Below are 14,094 nucleotides of genomic sequence, written 5' to 3' on the forward strand. Positions count from 1 at the left end.
CATGACCATGGCTCGCTCGCAGCAGAAATCGCTGTTCACGGCCGACCTGATCGTTCCCGCGATCGGCGACGCCTTCCGCAAGCTCGACCCCCGCCAGTTGATCCGCAACCCGGTGATGTTCACCACCGCCGTCGTCGCGGTGCTGCTCACGATCCTGCTCATCGCCGGACGCGACGGACTCGCGCCCGGCTTCAAGATCCAGCTCGTCATGTGGCTCTGGTTGACCGTGCTGTTCGGCACGTTCGCCGAGGCCCTCGCCGAAGGGCGCGGCAAGGCGCAGGCCGCGAGCCTGCGCGCCACCAAGGCCGACCTCATCGCCAAGCGGCTCCGGGGGGAAGGCTTCGAGGAAGTCCCCGCCAGCGCCCTGCGGGTCGGCGACGTCGTGCTGGTCGAGACCGGCGACCTCATACCCTCGGACGGCGAGGTCGTCGCCGGCGTCGCCTCGGTCAATGAGGCCGCGATCACCGGCGAGAGCGCGCCCGTGATCCGCGAGGCGGGCGGTGACCGTTCCGCCGTCACCGCGGGCACCCGCGTCATCTCGGACCGGATCAAGGTGCGAGTCACCGTCAATCCGGGGCAGGGCTTCCTCGACCGCATGATCGCGCTGGTCGAGGGCGCCGAACGCCAGAAGACCCCCAACGAGATCGCGCTGACCATCCTGCTGGTCGGCCTGACGATCATCTTCCTGATCGCGGTCGGCACGATCCCCGGCTTCGCCTCCTATGCCGGGGGCTCCATCCCGATCTCGATGCTGGCGGCGCTGTTCATCACGCTGATCCCGACGACCATCGCCGCGCTGCTCTCGGCCATCGGCATCGCGGGCATGGACCGGCTGGTGCGTTTCAACGTGCTCGCCAAGTCGGGCCGTGCGGTGGAGGCGGCGGGCGACATCGACGTGCTGCTGCTCGACAAGACCGGCACCATCACCATCGGCGACCGCCAGGCGACCGAGTTCCGCCCGGTCGGCGGCACGGACGTCGGCGAACTCGCCGAAGCCGCGCTGCTCGCCAGCCTCGCCGACGAGACGCCCGAGGGCCGCTCGATCGTCGTGCTGGCGCGCGCGACGTTCGGGCTCGGCACCTCGGCGCTGCCCGAGGGCGCGGAGGTCATCCCGTTCACCGCTCAGACCCGCATCTCGGGCGTCGATACCGGGGGGCGCGTGATCCAGAAGGGCGCGGTGCAGGCGATCCTCAAGGCCAATCCCGGCGCCGGGGCCACCACCGCCGCGACCGAACTGCGCCGCATCACCGACGAGATCGCCCGCGCGGGCGGAACGCCGCTGGCCGTGGCGGTGGACGGGCGGCTGCTCGGTGCGATCTTCCTCAAGGACATCGTCAAGGCCGGCATCCGCGAGCGCTTCGGGGAGCTGCGGCAGATGGGCATCCGCACGGTGATGATCACCGGCGACAACCCGCTCACCGCTGCCTCGATCGCCGCCGAGGCCGGGGTGGACGACTTCCTCGCCGAAGCCACGCCCGAGGACAAGCTGGCGCTGATCCGCAAGGAACAGCAGGGCGGCCGCCTCGTCGCCATGTGCGGGGACGGCACCAACGACGCGCCCGCGCTGGCGCAGGCGGACGTCGGCGTCGCCATGAACACCGGCACCCAGGCCGCGCGCGAGGCGGGCAACATGGTCGACCTCGACAGTGACCCGACCAAGCTCATCGAGGTCGTCGGCCTCGGCAAGCAGCTCCTGATGACGCGCGGCGCGCTGACCACGTTCTCGGTCGCCAACGACGTGGCCAAGTACTTCGCGATCATCCCGGCCATGTTCGTCGCGCTCTACCCCGGCCTCGGCGTGCTCAACGTGATGCGCCTCGCCAGCCCGGAAAGCTCGATCCTGTCCGCCATCGTGTTCAACGCGCTGATCATCCCTTGCCTCGTGCCGCTCGCGCTCAGGGGCGTGGCCTACCGGCCGATGGACGCGGGGCCGCTGCTGGCGCGCAACCTCGCTGTCTACGGGCTGGGCGGGCTCGTGGCGCCGTTCGTCGGCATCAAGCTCATCGACCTCGCCGTCACCGGGCTGGGTCTGGCGTGATCGCCGCCCCAAGGAGACCTCACATGAACAACGACATCCTCTCATCGCTGCGCCCCGCCCTGGTCATGACGCTGCTGTTCGCCGTCCTGCTCGGCCTTGCGTACCCGCTGGGGCTGACCGGCATCGGGCAGGTGCTGTTCCCGAGCCAGGCCAACGGCAGCCTCGTCACTGCGAATGGCAAGGTCGTCGGCTCCACCGTAGTCGGGCAGGCCTTCACCTCGGAGCGCTATTTCCAGACGCGCCCCTCCGCCGCCGGCAAGGGCTACGACGGGCTCGCCTCGTCGGGCTCGAACCTCGGCCCCACTTCGCAGGCGCTGGCCGACCGGGTGAAGGCCGACGTCCAGCGTCAACAGATTGCGGCACCAGGCCGACCCGTTCCGTCCGACCTGGTGACGACCTCCGCCTCGGGGCTCGACCCCCACATCACCCCCGAGGCGGCCTTGTATCAGGTGGACCGCGTGGCCCGCGCCCGCGCCATCGAGCCCGAGGCGCTACGCCGCCTCGTCGGCGAGGCCGTCGAGCGCCCGCTGCTCGGCTTCATCGGCGAGCCGCGCGTCAACGTGTTCGAACTCAATCGACGACTGGACACGATTGGCGCTAAGCCGAGCCGGTGAACGATCCCGACCGACCCTCTCCCGAAGCCCTCCTGCGCGCCGCGACGCAGGAGGGGCGCGGCCGCCTCAAGGTTTTCCTCGGGGCGGCTCCCGGTGTCGGCAAGACCTGGGAAATGCTCTCGGAAGGCCACCAGCGCCGCGAGGCCGGGATCGACGTGGTCGTCGGCGTGGTCGAGACCCACGGGCGGCGCGAGACGCAGGCGCTGGTCGAGGGCCACGAGGTCATCCCCCGCCGCGAGGTCGACCATGTCGGCCACACCCTCGGCGAGATGGACCTCGACGCGATCCTCGAACGCGCGCCGCAGCTGGTGCTGGTCGACGAACTCGCGCACACCAACGCGCCCGGCAGCCGCCACCCCAAGCGCTATCAGGACGTCGAGGAATTGCTCGCCGCCGGGATCGACGTCTACTCCACGATCAACATCCAGCACGTCGAGAGCCTGAACGACCTCGTCGCCTCCTTCACCCGCGTCCACGTGCGCGAGACGGTGCCCGACGGCGTGCTCGAACAGGCCGAGATCGAGGTGGTCGACATCCCGCCCGACGAGCTGATCGAGCGGCTGAAGGAAGGCAAGGTCTACGTCCCCCACGAGGCGACGCGGGCGCTCGGCCACTTCTTCTCCAAGTCCAACCTGACGGCGCTGCGCGAACTGGCGCTGCGCCGGGCGGCGCAGGCGGTGGATGCGCAGATGCTGGAGCACCTGCGCGCCAATGCGCTGGCGGGCAGCTTTGCGGTGGGCGAACGCGTGCTCGTCGCCATCTCGGAGCATCCCCACGCCGCCGGGCTGGTGCGCGCAGGCAAACGCCTCTCCGATGCGCTCAAGGCCCCTTGGTCCGCCGTCCACATCCAGACCCAGCGCGACCGCCACTTCACCGACGCCGACCGCCGCCTGCTGGCCGACACCCTAGCACTCGCTTCGCGCCTCGGCGCCTCCACCGCCAGCGTGCCCGCCGCCAGCGTGGTCGAGGGCCTGCGCGGATTTGCTCAGGACGCGCGGGCGACGCAGATCGTCATCGGCAAGTCGGACCGCTCTTGGTTGTTCGAACTGCGCAACGGCTCGGTGGTGGACCGGCTGGTGCGCACGCTGGGCGACGTGGCGATCCACGTCCTGCCCTCCGGCACCCCCGCCGCCGAGCCGCCGCGGCCGCGCGAGGCGACGCGGATCGACTGGGGCCGCCCCGCGCATTACCTCTGGTCGCTGCTAACGGTGGCGGCGATGACCGTGCTCGGCCGCCTGCTGCTCGAAGCGCTGGACCTCGGCAACATCGCGCTGCTGTTCCTGATCCCGGTGATGTTCGCCGCCGCCACCTTCGGCGTGCGCGCTGGGCTGTTCGCGGGCCTCGCCTCCAGCCTCGCCTACAACTTCTTCTTCCTGCCGCCGACCGGCACGCTGACCGTCAGCAATCCCGAGAATGTCATCTCGATCCTCGTCCTGCTGGGGGTCGCGGTGGTGACCAGCCAGTTCGCCGCAAGGGTGCGGGCGCAGGCCGACCTTGCCGGGGCGAGCGCGCGGCAGAACGCCGCGCTCGCCAGCTTCTCGCGGCAGCTGACCGTCGCGGCCAGCCGCGAGGAACTGGTCCAGGCGATCTGCGCCGAGGTCGCCCGCCTGCTCGGCGTGCGGACCGTGCTGCTGCTGCCCTCGTCCGATGGTCCCGTGCTGAGCGCCGCCTACCCGCCCGAGGATCGGCTGGAGCAGATCGAACAGGCCGCCGCGCAGTGGGCGATGGACAACGAGCAGCCCGCCGGGCGCGGCTCGGCGACGCTCACCGCCTCGGACTGGCTGTTCCACCCCTTGCGCACCACGCGCGGCGTGCTCGGCGTGCTCGGCCTCGCGCGCGACGACGCGGGCGATCCGGTGCGCTCCGACCAGGTGCCGCTGCTGATGAGCCTGCTCGACCAGGCCTCGATCGCCTTCGACCGCATGACGCTGGAGGAGGAGAACCTGAAGGCGCAGGCCGTGGGCGAGCGTGACCGGTTGCGTTCGGCGCTGCTCTCCTCGGTGGGGCACGACCTGCGCACGCCGCTCACCACGATCCTCTCGGCGGCGCAGGAGATGAAGCTCCATCCGTCGTTCGAACTTGCAGAGGTGGTGGAGACCGAGGCGCGGCGGCTCAACCGCTTCGTCGCCAACCTGCTCGACATGGCGCGGGTCGAGGCAGGCGCGTTGCCGATGAAGCCAGAGGCGACCGACCTGTTCGACGCCGTCGCCAGCGCCGTCCACGATACCCGCGCCTCGCTGCAGGGGCATGAGGTGGCGGTCGACATCGCGCCCGGCGTGCCGCTGGTCCGCCTCGACCCGGTGCTGCTGCACCACTGTCTCATCAACCTGCTCGACAATGCCGGGCGCTACGGCGATCCCGGAACGCGGATCGTGGTGCGCTGCCGCCGCCCGCCCGACGCGCTGCTGCTCTCGATCATCGACCAGGGCCCGGGCATTCCGCCCGGCCAGGAGCGCCGCGTGTTCGAGACGTTCACGCGGCTTGAGGGGTCGGACCGCGTGCGCCACGGCACCGGCCTCGGCCTCGCGATCGTCAAGGGTTTCGCCGAGGCCATGGGGCTTTCGGTCTCGGCCACGAACAACGAGGACCCGCGCGGGGCCTGCTTCACTCTGCGCATTCCGCCGGCGCTGATCCTCGCCACTATCGATGGCGCCAATATCGAAGACGGGGAAGTCTCATGAAGCTGCGCGACAAGGTCCTGGTCGTGGACGACGAGCCGCACATCCGCCGCCTCATCCTCGCCGCGCTGGAGCGTGCCGGCTATGCCGCGATCGAGGCCGGGACGGGGCGCGAGGCGCTGGAACGGCTGCGGGCGGAGCGGCCCGACGTCGTCCTGCTCGACCTCGGCCTGCCCGACCGCGACGGGCTCGAACTGGTGCCGCTGGTCAAGCGCGAGGGCGACACCACGCTGATCGTCGTCTCCGCCCGGGATGCCACCGACGAGAAGGTCGCTGCGCTCGACCTCGGCGCCGACGACTACCTGACCAAGCCGTTCGACACCGACGAACTGCTCGCCCGCGTGCGCGTCGCCCTGCGCAACCGTACCACGCGCGGCGGCGCGGCGTCGGCGCTGGCGGTGGGCGACGTGACCATCGACCTCCTCTCGCACACGATCACCAAGGCCGGGCGCGAAGTGCACCTGACGCCCAAGGAATACGCGGTCTTGGCGCAGCTGGCGAAGTTTCCGGGGCGGGTCATCACCCACAACCAGATCATGGCGCAGGTCTGGCCCCACGAGCACGAGCACCACGTCGAATACCTGCGCGTCCTCGTCCGCAGCCTGCGCCAGAAGCTGGAAACCGATCCCCGGCGCCCGCAGATCATCAGCAACGAGCTGGGCATCGGGTACAGGTTGAGGCTGGTGGACGGCTGATCCTCCCTGTCGTCGCGTGGTGCGGAGGGCTGCGCAACCCGCAGCTTCCGCGCACTCCGCAAATCCCCGTCGTCCCCGCGTAGGCGGGGACCCCGCTTGTTCTTTTGAGATCGCGCAAGGAAAGCGGGGCCCCCGCCTTCGCGGGGGCGACGGGAATCAGGCTTGATGTGATCCGCCAGCGATTGCCGCCGTCGCTGGCGACCTAATGCTCCGGCCTAAATCTCCACCTGCGAGCCCAGTTCCACAACCCGGTTGGTCGGCAGGTTGAAGAACTCCATCGGCGTCGCCGCATTGCGGATCATCCAGGCGAACAGCCTCTCGCGCCAGATCGCCATGCCGGGACGCTCGGAGGCGATGAGGGTCTGGCGGCTGAGGAAGTAGCTGGTGTCCATCTTGCCGATCGGGCCCTGGCACTCGGTGACCGTCTTCATCGCGGCGGGAATGTCCACGTCCTCCATGAAGCCGTGGCGCAGGCGCATGCGGTAGAAGCTGGAGCCGTGGTCCGTGACCTCGATCCGGCCCTCGTCGGGCAGGTGGGGCACGGCCTGCGGTGTCACGGTCAGGATGATGATACGCTCGTGCAGGATCTTGTTGTGCTTGACGTTGTGGAGCAGCGCCGGGGGCACGCCGTCGCTGCTCGAGGACAGGAAGATCGCGGTGCCCGGCACGCGCCGGAGAGAGCCGGCGGTGGAGCGGATGAACAGGTCGAGGTCCATGGCCCCCACGGCAAGGTAGTGACGCATGATCTTGCGGCCGGTCGACCAGGTGGTGAGCAACAGGAACACGATCGCCGCCACCACCAGCGGCACCCAGCCGCCGTCGGGGATCTTGGTGGCGTTGGAGAGGAAATAGGCGCCGTCGATCACCAGGAACAGCCCGGTGACGCCGCCCGCCAGCAGCGGCGGCCAGCGCCAGACGCTGAAGGTCAGCACGCCCAGCATGCAACTGGTGATGACCATCGTGCCGGTCACCGCGATGCCGTATGCGGCGGCGAGGCTGGTCGAGCTGCGGAAGAACAGTACCAGCACGATCACGCAGCCGAGCAGCAGCCAGTTGACCATCGGCACGTAGATCTGCCCGGCCGCCGAGGCGCTGGTGTGCAGGATGCGCAGGCGCGGCAGGAAGCCCAGCTGCACCGCCTGCCGGGTGACCGAGAACGCGCCCGAGATCACCGCCTGGCTGGCGATGATCGTCGCCAGCGTCGCCAGGATCACCAGCGGCAGGCGGGCCCATTCGGGCGCGAGCAGGAAGAACGGATTGCTTGCCGCCGCCGGATCGTCGAGCAGCAGCGCGCCCTGTCCGGCGTAGTTGAGCATGAGGCACGGCAGCGCGGCGTAGAGCCACGCGACGCTGATCGCCTTGCGCCCGAAATGCCCCATGTCGGCGTAGAGCGCCTCGGCGCCGGTCACCGAGAGCACCACCGAGCCGAGAGCGAGGAACGCCAGCTTGGGGTCGAGCGCGAAGAAATGCACCGCCCACCACGGATTGACGATGGCCACGATCTCCGGATGGCGCGCGAGGTTGAGCCCGCCAAGCAGCGCGAGCACCAGGAAGTAGACCGCCATGACCGGCCCGAAGAAGGTGCCGACCTTCTCGGTCCCGTGCTTCTGGATCACGAAGACGCCGACGAGGATGACCACCGCGATCGGCAGCACCAGCCGGCCCAGCGAGTGCTCCACCACGGTCAGGCCCTCGACCGCGGAAAGCACCGAGATGGCGGGGGTGATGATCGCATCGCCATAGAACAGCGCGGTGGCGAGCACGCCGAGCATGGCGATCGCCGGGGTCCAGCGCGTCTGTCCCAGACTGCGCGCGATCAGCGCCAGCAGCGCCATGCTGCCGCCTTCGCCTTCGTTGTCGGCGCGCATGACGATGAAGACGTACTTCACCGTCACCACCAGCATCATCGTCCAGAAGATCAGCGAAAGGACGCCGTAGATATGCGGTTGATCCACCACCAGCGGATGGTGGCCGACGAAACTCTCCTTCAGCGCATAGAGCGGCGAAGTGCCGATGTCTCCGAACACCACCCCCAGCGCGCCGAGCGCCAGCGTGGGCAGGTGGCCCTGGGCGTAAACCCCCGCGTGAGGCTCCGGATGCGCTGCCGGGTGGGCGTGGTCGTCTGTCAAGTCAGGCCTCGTCGTTGGCTTTTGCCGGACATGGCATGGAACACCGTTTGATCTCCATAGCGGAAACCCTCCGGGGGCATATGAGCGGCATATGAATCGGGCGGGAAAGCCTGTTTTTCTATGCAATCTCAATGGTTCCGGGCGGTTCCCGCTCTCGAATTGCTATGGGCGGACGAATAGCTGGGAGGTCTTCGAGGAGGTTTCTTGGCATGCTCGCCTGGCATCAAACTCTTGCCGCCCGCATCGGGTTGCGCCTTGGCGGCATGACCGGTCTGTCGCTGGCTTGGCTGGCCGGGGCGAAGCTCCATGCCGCGGTCCATGGCCGCGCCGTCCATGCGGCTACGCCTGGCGAGCTGGGGCTCTGCGCCGTTTTGGTCTGCTGCCTGCTGGCGGGCAACGCCCTGCTGTTCGTCGGCCCCGGCCTTTGGGCGCGGGTCAGTGTGCCCGGGCGGTGGTTCCCAGAGCCGAAGGCGCGGTACGAAAGGTCGGGCCAACGCGGCGCAGGGACCGTCTAATTCTACAACTTTAAAGCCGGTTATTTACCTAAAACTAACTACAGTTTAGTATTGCAGTGCGATGCACCGTTTGGCGGCCACAATATCGACCCAGCGCGTGCGCGCCGCCGCCTTCACTGCGGTCATCTATTTCGCCTGCGCCTCGACCACCCTGCTGCTGACCCGGTTCGACGGTGGCGTCGCCATCGTCTGGCTGGCGGGGGCGGTCCTGTTCGCGAAGCTTTGCGCCGCCCCGTACCGGCAGTGGACCGGAATAACGGCGGCCTGTGCCGCCACCGGCCTCCTCGCATCGCAGCTGTTCGGCATCAAGGGCCTCGTCGCTGTCCCGCTGCCGTTCATCTGCGTCGCCGAGGCCTATGCCGCTGCCTGGCTGGTCAAGCGGACCTACCCGCGTTTCGGGCGCTTCCAGTCGGTGCCCGAAGTGGCCTCGTTCCTGGTGGTGTGCGGAATTGCCGTTCCTTCCGTCACGGCCCTGTTCGCCGCGTGGTCGATCCATCTCGGGCGCGACATTCCGTTCTGGGCGGCGTGGCGGGACTGGTATGCCGGACACGCCCTCGGGCTGCTCGCCTTCGCACCGCCGCTGCTGCTCACCCTGCGCGGCCAGACGCGCCAGTGGATCGCCACCGCGGACAATCAGCGCATCGGCGAAGCCATCATCCTGCTGGGCCTGGTCGTCGCCGCCTCGCTGGTGACCTTCGGCCAGAACGAGATTCCCCTCGTCATCCTGCCGTTCATGCCGATGATCGCGGCGACGCTCAGGCTTGGCCGCTTCGGCGCGATCGCCTCGATCCTGATCCTGCTGTGCACGGCCCTGCCGTTTTCCCTGGCGGGGCAGGGGCCTACGACGCTGCTGCATGTGAGCATGGCGGTGAAGCTGCAGGTATTGCAGATCTACTTCGCCTCGATCGTGCTGATCCTGTTGCCGCTCGCCGCCGAACTGCGCGCGCGTCGCCGCCTGCTCGACCGAATGCACGCCGCCGAGGCGCTGCACCGGCTGGTGCTCGACCGCACCAGCGACATCGTCATGCGCCTCGGCATCGATGGGACGCTTCGCTACGCCTCGCCCTCGGTGGAGCGCGTGTGGGGTTACCGGCCCGACGAACTGACCGGCCGGATGATGTTCCACCTGGTGTCCCCGGAGGACCTGCCCGCCGTGCTCGACGCGCGGCGCCGGGCACTGGCCGGCCCGGACGAGACGGCGATCGTCGAGTACCGCGTCCAGTGCAAGGACGGCGGCACGGTCTGGGTGGAAAGCCACATGCGTGCCACGTTGGACGAGCACGGCAATGCGATGGGCACCGTCAGCATCGTGCGCGAGGTCACCGGGCGCCGCAAGCTGATGGAAGATCTGACCCATCAGGCGATGACCGACCCGCTGACCGGCGTCTACAACCGCCGCGCGTTCGACGCGGCGCTGCCAGCGCTGCTGGGTTCGGTGCCGGCCGGCGGGGTGCTGGGCTGCATCGCGGTGTTCGACCTCGACCACTTCAAGCGCATCAACGACCGCTACGGCCACGCCGCCGGCGACCTCGTCCTGCAGCGTTTCGCCGGTGTCCTGCGCGCATCGGTGCGCGACGGCGACCTCATCGCCCGGCTTGGCGGGGAGGAATTCGCGGTGGTGCTGGGCGGCATGGCGGCCGACCAGGCGCGCCTCGTCTGCGAGCGCATCCGCAAGCGGCAGGAACGGGCCTCAATCCCGGACGCCTCGGGCAACATCATCCGCGCCACCGTCAGCGTCGGCATCGCCCGTCTGGTGTCGGGCGAGGATGCGGAACAGGCGATGAAGACCGCCGACGGCGCGCTTTACCGGGCGAAGCACGCCGGGCGCAACCGCTCGGAGGACGCGGCCTGAGGCAGGTGCTCAGGCCCGTGCGGGAATCGTCAGCTCGCCTTCGTCCTCGCCGTCCCAGTAATGCACGCGCTCGCCCGCAACCCTGATGAGAAGCAGTCCGGGGGTATCGACGCCTTCCGGCCACCAGCGTTCGAGGCCCTTGGTCCAATGCTCGGCCAGCAGCGCCTTGTCGCGGACCAGCGTCGCCTTGCCTTCCACGGCGAGAAAGAACGGACGCATGCCGAGAAATCCGGAGGTTCCCTGGTAGCTGAGGCCGACGTGGGGATCGGCTTCGATATCGCCGACCATGCGCGTGGTTTCCTCGGCGAAGAACCATGCGTCGCCGTCGTAGTCGACCTCGCGGTTGTTGCTCATCGGCCGCGCCGCGATGGCGCCCCCGCTGGTGCGGGTGGAAAGAACGGTGAAGTCGATGTCGCGCATCTTTTCGGAAAGGTCGGGGAGGGTACGGGTCATGGAGATTTCCTTTGGCTCTATCCCGCGGAACGCTCGGCCGGCGCCGCCGGTTTCGCGGGCCGGTGCGCGGCCAGGCAGGAAACGACGCTGGCGGCTACGAACACCATCGCGAGTACCTCCAGTGGCGCAGGCAACCGGCGTTCCCAGGCGAAGGCGTAAAGCAGCGCAAACAGCGTCTCGAACAGGATCATCTGCCCGACGAGGGTGAGCGGGAGCAACCGGCTCATCCGGTTCCACAGGGCATTGCCGAGCACGGAGGAAAGCAGCGCGATGCCCGCGCTCAGGCCGAGGAACCGCATCCACGCGGCGGCGTCGTGGCCCTGTGGCTCCAGCAGGAGTGCGGCCGGCACCAGCAGCATCGCCTGCGCGCCCGTTGCGACGCCGAGCAGTAGGCTCCAGTCGTGGGACGAGACTTTTTCGATCCGCGCGAGGCACCTGCTGTTGGCGACGGCGAAGGTCGCCCACGAAACCAGCGCGCCGACCGCGCAGAGCAGCCCGGCAGCCTGCGTCACGACGGAGCCCGCCTGCGGCACCGCTATCGCCTGCCATCCGATGCATGCCGCCGCAGCCGCTGCCAGGAGCAGCGACGGCGCGAGCCCCGCCAGCGAAGGCGATCCCGCCTCCCGGCTCCCGACGACCGTGACCAGTACCGGAATGAAGCCGATCACCAGCGAGGTCATCGCGACACCCCCCATCTGCACCGCGCTCGCCAGCAGCACGTAATAGACAGTGTTGCCCAGCAGGCCGAGCCACGTCAGCTGCGCCCAGTCGCGGCGGGAAAGCGGCGCGACCGTACTCGCCCAGCGGGGCGCCAGCAGCGCCGCCGCGATCACGCCGTAAGCGAGGTAGCGTCCAGCGGCGAGGTGCAGCGGGCCGAAGTCCCGCGCCAGTTCGGGGACCAGGAACACGAGCCCCCAAAGCGCGCCTGCGCCTACGCCGCACGCTATGCCGAGCGTGGTCTTCCGCGCATCCGTCATCCTGGGCTCCATGCAAGAGCGGGCGCAATCGCACGAAGCGGGGCGAATGTCTTGCAGAGGTTGTCGAAGGCCGGCCTGCCTCAGCGGCAGAAGTCGGCGCCGTCCGCCTCGAGGTGCAGGTGATTCGCGTGGGCCGTATTGTAGCCCGGCCCCAGCGTCGTGCCGAAGCGCTTGCAGGCGCTGTCGTGGACCGTGCGCAGGAAGCGGCGCTCGGCGGGCGTGCCGCCGTTCCAGTCGTCGAGCACAGTGATGCGCCGCCCGTCGCCCAGCACGAAGCCCGAGACGTCGATGGCATTGGCGGTCGCGTGGCCCGACCGGCGGTTGGTGCCCGCGACGTTACGGCACGAATAGCTGCCGAAAGTCTCGATCTTCACTACCCGGCTGCCGAGGATCTGCTGCGCCGCGCGGTCAACGCCGTAGCGCGCCCAGGCGGCGAACGGCGTCGCGGCCGCGCAGGTCACCGGACCGAGCCCGGACAGCGAGACGGTCGCGTTGTCGGTGTTGAGCGCCGCAAGCTTCACCGTCCCCACCGTCGAGCAGGCGCTGCCGAAATACCTGTCCTCGACCGGCGTGAACACCGCCTGCTGCGCACTGAGTCTCGAGAGGCACTGGCGCACGTCGGCCGCTGGCGGCCGGGCGGGCCGATTCGCGGACCGGCTCGGCTGGCGCGTGGGCGGCGACGGGCGGTCGATGCAGCCGCTCGCCAGCGCGATCAGGGGAAGGGTGAATAAAAAATTCCGCATGGGTTAAACTTCCAGGGGCTCCGCTTAACCTGCCCTTACCCGTGGGCTACTGCGCGACGGGGCGCCATACACGTCCGGCCGTTTTGCACAGGCAACCGAGCCGCAAGGCGATTGACATACCCGCCCGCGCCACTAGGAGCGGCGCCGGGCCACGCGGTCCCAACGCCGCGCGAGCTCTCTGTAAGGAGAGTCAGAAATGACTGATTTGATTGCCGTACCCGCGCGTAAACCTGCTCGTCCGCAGTTCTCTTCCGGACCATGCGCCAAGCCTCCCGGCTACTCCCCCGACAAGCTCGCGACTGAATCGCTCGGCCGCTCGCACCGCGCCAAGATCGGCAAGACGCGTCTCGCGTACTGCATCGACCTGATGCGCGAAGTGCTGCAGCTGCCCGACACCCACCGCATCGGCATTGTCCCCGGTTCCGACACCGGCGCCTTCGAGATGGCCATGTGGACCATGCTCGGCGCGCGCGGCGTGACCACCGTGGCGTGGGAAAGCTTCGGCGAGGGCTGGGTGACCGACGCGGCCAAGCAGCTCAAGCTCGATCCCACCGTGATCCGCGCCGACTACGGCCAGCTTCCGGACCTGACCCAGATCGACTGGAGCACTGACGTGCTCTTCACCTGGAATGGCACCACCTCGGGCGTGCGCGTTCCGAACGCCGACTTCATTCCGGCGGACCGCGAGGGCCTGTCCTTCGCCGATGCCACCTCGGCGGTGTTCGCCTACGACATCGACTGGTCGAAGATCGACGTCGCGACCTTCTCCTGGCAGAAGGTTCTGGGCGGCGAAGGCGGCCACGGCGTCCTGATCCTCGGCCCCCGCGCGGTCGAGCGTCTCGAAACCTACACCCCGGCCTGGCCGCTTCCCAAGGTGTTCCGCCTCGTCTCCAAGGGCAAGCTCGCCGAGGGCGTGTTCAAGGGCGAGACCATCAACACCCCCTCGATGCTCGCCGTCGAGGACGCGATCTTCGCGCTCGAATGGGCGAAGGGTCTCGGCGGTCTGGAAGGTCTCAAGGCCCGCTCCGACGCCAATGCCGCCGCGCTTTCCAAGATCGTCGCGGAGCGGGACTGGCTGGGCCACCTCGCCCTCGACGAGGCGACCCGCTCGAATACCTCGGTCTGCCTCACGGTCGAAGGCGCCGACGCGGACTTCATCAAGAAGTTCGCCGCCCTGCTCGAAAAGCAGGACGCCGCTTACGACGTCGCCGGATACCGCGACGCACCGGCGGGCCTGCGCATCTGGTGCGGCGCCACCGTCGACACCCAGGACATCGAGGATCTCGGTCCCTGGCTCGACTGGGCCTATGCCACGGTCAAGGCTGAGCAGGCCGTAGCCTGAGTTAATTCCGAAGCAAAACGTCGTCATTCCCGCGAAAGCGGGAACCCATCTCCTGACA

General features: G+C 68.9%; 11 protein-coding genes. 7 read left to right on the plus strand and 4 right to left on the minus strand.

Annotated elements, in window-relative coordinates; translation table 11 throughout:
- Positions 1-7 precede the first annotated feature (7 nt).
- Genes kdpB through AC07M9_RS15090 form a run of 4 tightly spaced genes read left to right on the plus strand, consistent with a single transcriptional unit; the run spans position 8 to position 6,025 of the window.
- Entirely contained in the window at positions 8-2,038 is a 2,031-nt protein-coding gene (gene kdpB, locus AC07M9_RS15075) for a potassium-transporting ATPase subunit KdpB (RefSeq protein WP_494884698.1), read from the plus strand.
- A 23-nt stretch (positions 2,039-2,061) separates the two neighbouring features.
- Positions 2,062-2,652 carry a potassium-transporting ATPase subunit KdpC gene (gene kdpC / locus AC07M9_RS15080; RefSeq protein WP_494884700.1) on the plus strand — a complete coding sequence of 197 codons (591 nt, stop codon included), beginning with the start codon at positions 2,062-2,064 and terminating at the stop codon, positions 2,650-2,652.
- On the plus strand, positions 2,649-5,333 hold the full coding sequence (locus AC07M9_RS15085; protein ID WP_494884701.1) for a DUF4118 domain-containing protein: 2,685 nt from the start codon (positions 2,649-2,651) through the stop codon (positions 5,331-5,333). Before kdpC ends, AC07M9_RS15085 begins: the two co-directional genes overlap by 4 nt.
- Complete coding sequence (locus AC07M9_RS15090) at positions 5,330-6,025, plus strand: response regulator (protein ID WP_494884703.1); 696 nt, start codon at positions 5,330-5,332, stop codon at positions 6,023-6,025. Before AC07M9_RS15085 ends, AC07M9_RS15090 begins: the two co-directional genes overlap by 4 nt.
- Positions 6,026-6,240: 215 nt before the next feature.
- Here AC07M9_RS15090 and AC07M9_RS15095 read toward each other — a convergent pair whose 3' ends face one another.
- Positions 6,241-8,076, minus strand: a complete 1,836-nt coding sequence (locus AC07M9_RS15095) for a potassium transporter Kup (protein ID WP_494885047.1) — start codon at positions 8,074-8,076, stop codon at positions 6,241-6,243.
- A gap of 287 nt (positions 8,077-8,363) precedes the next feature.
- Here AC07M9_RS15095 and AC07M9_RS15100 point away from each other — a divergent pair, with 287 nt between their 5' ends.
- Positions 8,364-8,669 (plus strand): hypothetical protein, encoded by a 306-nt coding sequence (locus tag AC07M9_RS15100; RefSeq protein WP_494884705.1) that lies wholly within the window; start codon positions 8,364-8,366, stop codon positions 8,667-8,669.
- Positions 8,670-8,730: 61 nt separating this feature from the next.
- A complete protein-coding gene (locus tag AC07M9_RS15105) occupies positions 8,731-10,521 on the plus strand; it encodes a sensor domain-containing diguanylate cyclase (protein ID WP_494884707.1) in 1,791 nt (596 codons plus the stop codon).
- A gap of 9 nt (positions 10,522-10,530) precedes the next feature.
- On the opposite strand, the gene AC07M9_RS15110 is transcribed toward AC07M9_RS15105, so the two are convergent.
- From AC07M9_RS15110 to AC07M9_RS15120, 3 genes are all read right to left on the minus strand, one after another.
- Positions 10,531-10,974 carry a pyridoxamine 5'-phosphate oxidase family protein gene (locus tag AC07M9_RS15110; RefSeq protein WP_494884709.1) on the minus strand — a complete coding sequence of 148 codons (444 nt, stop codon included), beginning with the start codon at positions 10,972-10,974 and terminating at the stop codon, positions 10,531-10,533.
- A 17-nt stretch (positions 10,975-10,991) separates the two neighbouring features.
- Positions 10,992-11,951 carry a DMT family transporter gene (locus AC07M9_RS15115; RefSeq protein WP_494884711.1) on the minus strand — a complete coding sequence of 320 codons (960 nt, stop codon included), beginning with the start codon at positions 11,949-11,951 and terminating at the stop codon, positions 10,992-10,994.
- 80 nt (positions 11,952-12,031) lie between these two features.
- On the minus strand, positions 12,032-12,694 hold the full coding sequence (locus tag AC07M9_RS15120) for an extensin-like domain-containing protein (protein ID WP_494884713.1): 663 nt from the start codon (positions 12,692-12,694) through the stop codon (positions 12,032-12,034).
- Positions 12,695-12,890: 196 nt separating this feature from the next.
- Between AC07M9_RS15120 and AC07M9_RS15125 the strand changes: the two genes are divergently transcribed.
- Positions 12,891-14,036, plus strand: a complete 1,146-nt coding sequence (locus tag AC07M9_RS15125) for a phosphoserine transaminase (protein WP_494884714.1) — start codon at positions 12,891-12,893, stop codon at positions 14,034-14,036.
- Positions 14,037-14,094 lie beyond the last annotated feature (58 nt).

The organism is Novosphingobium sp. GW821-FHT09E05, from assembly GCF_059416165.1.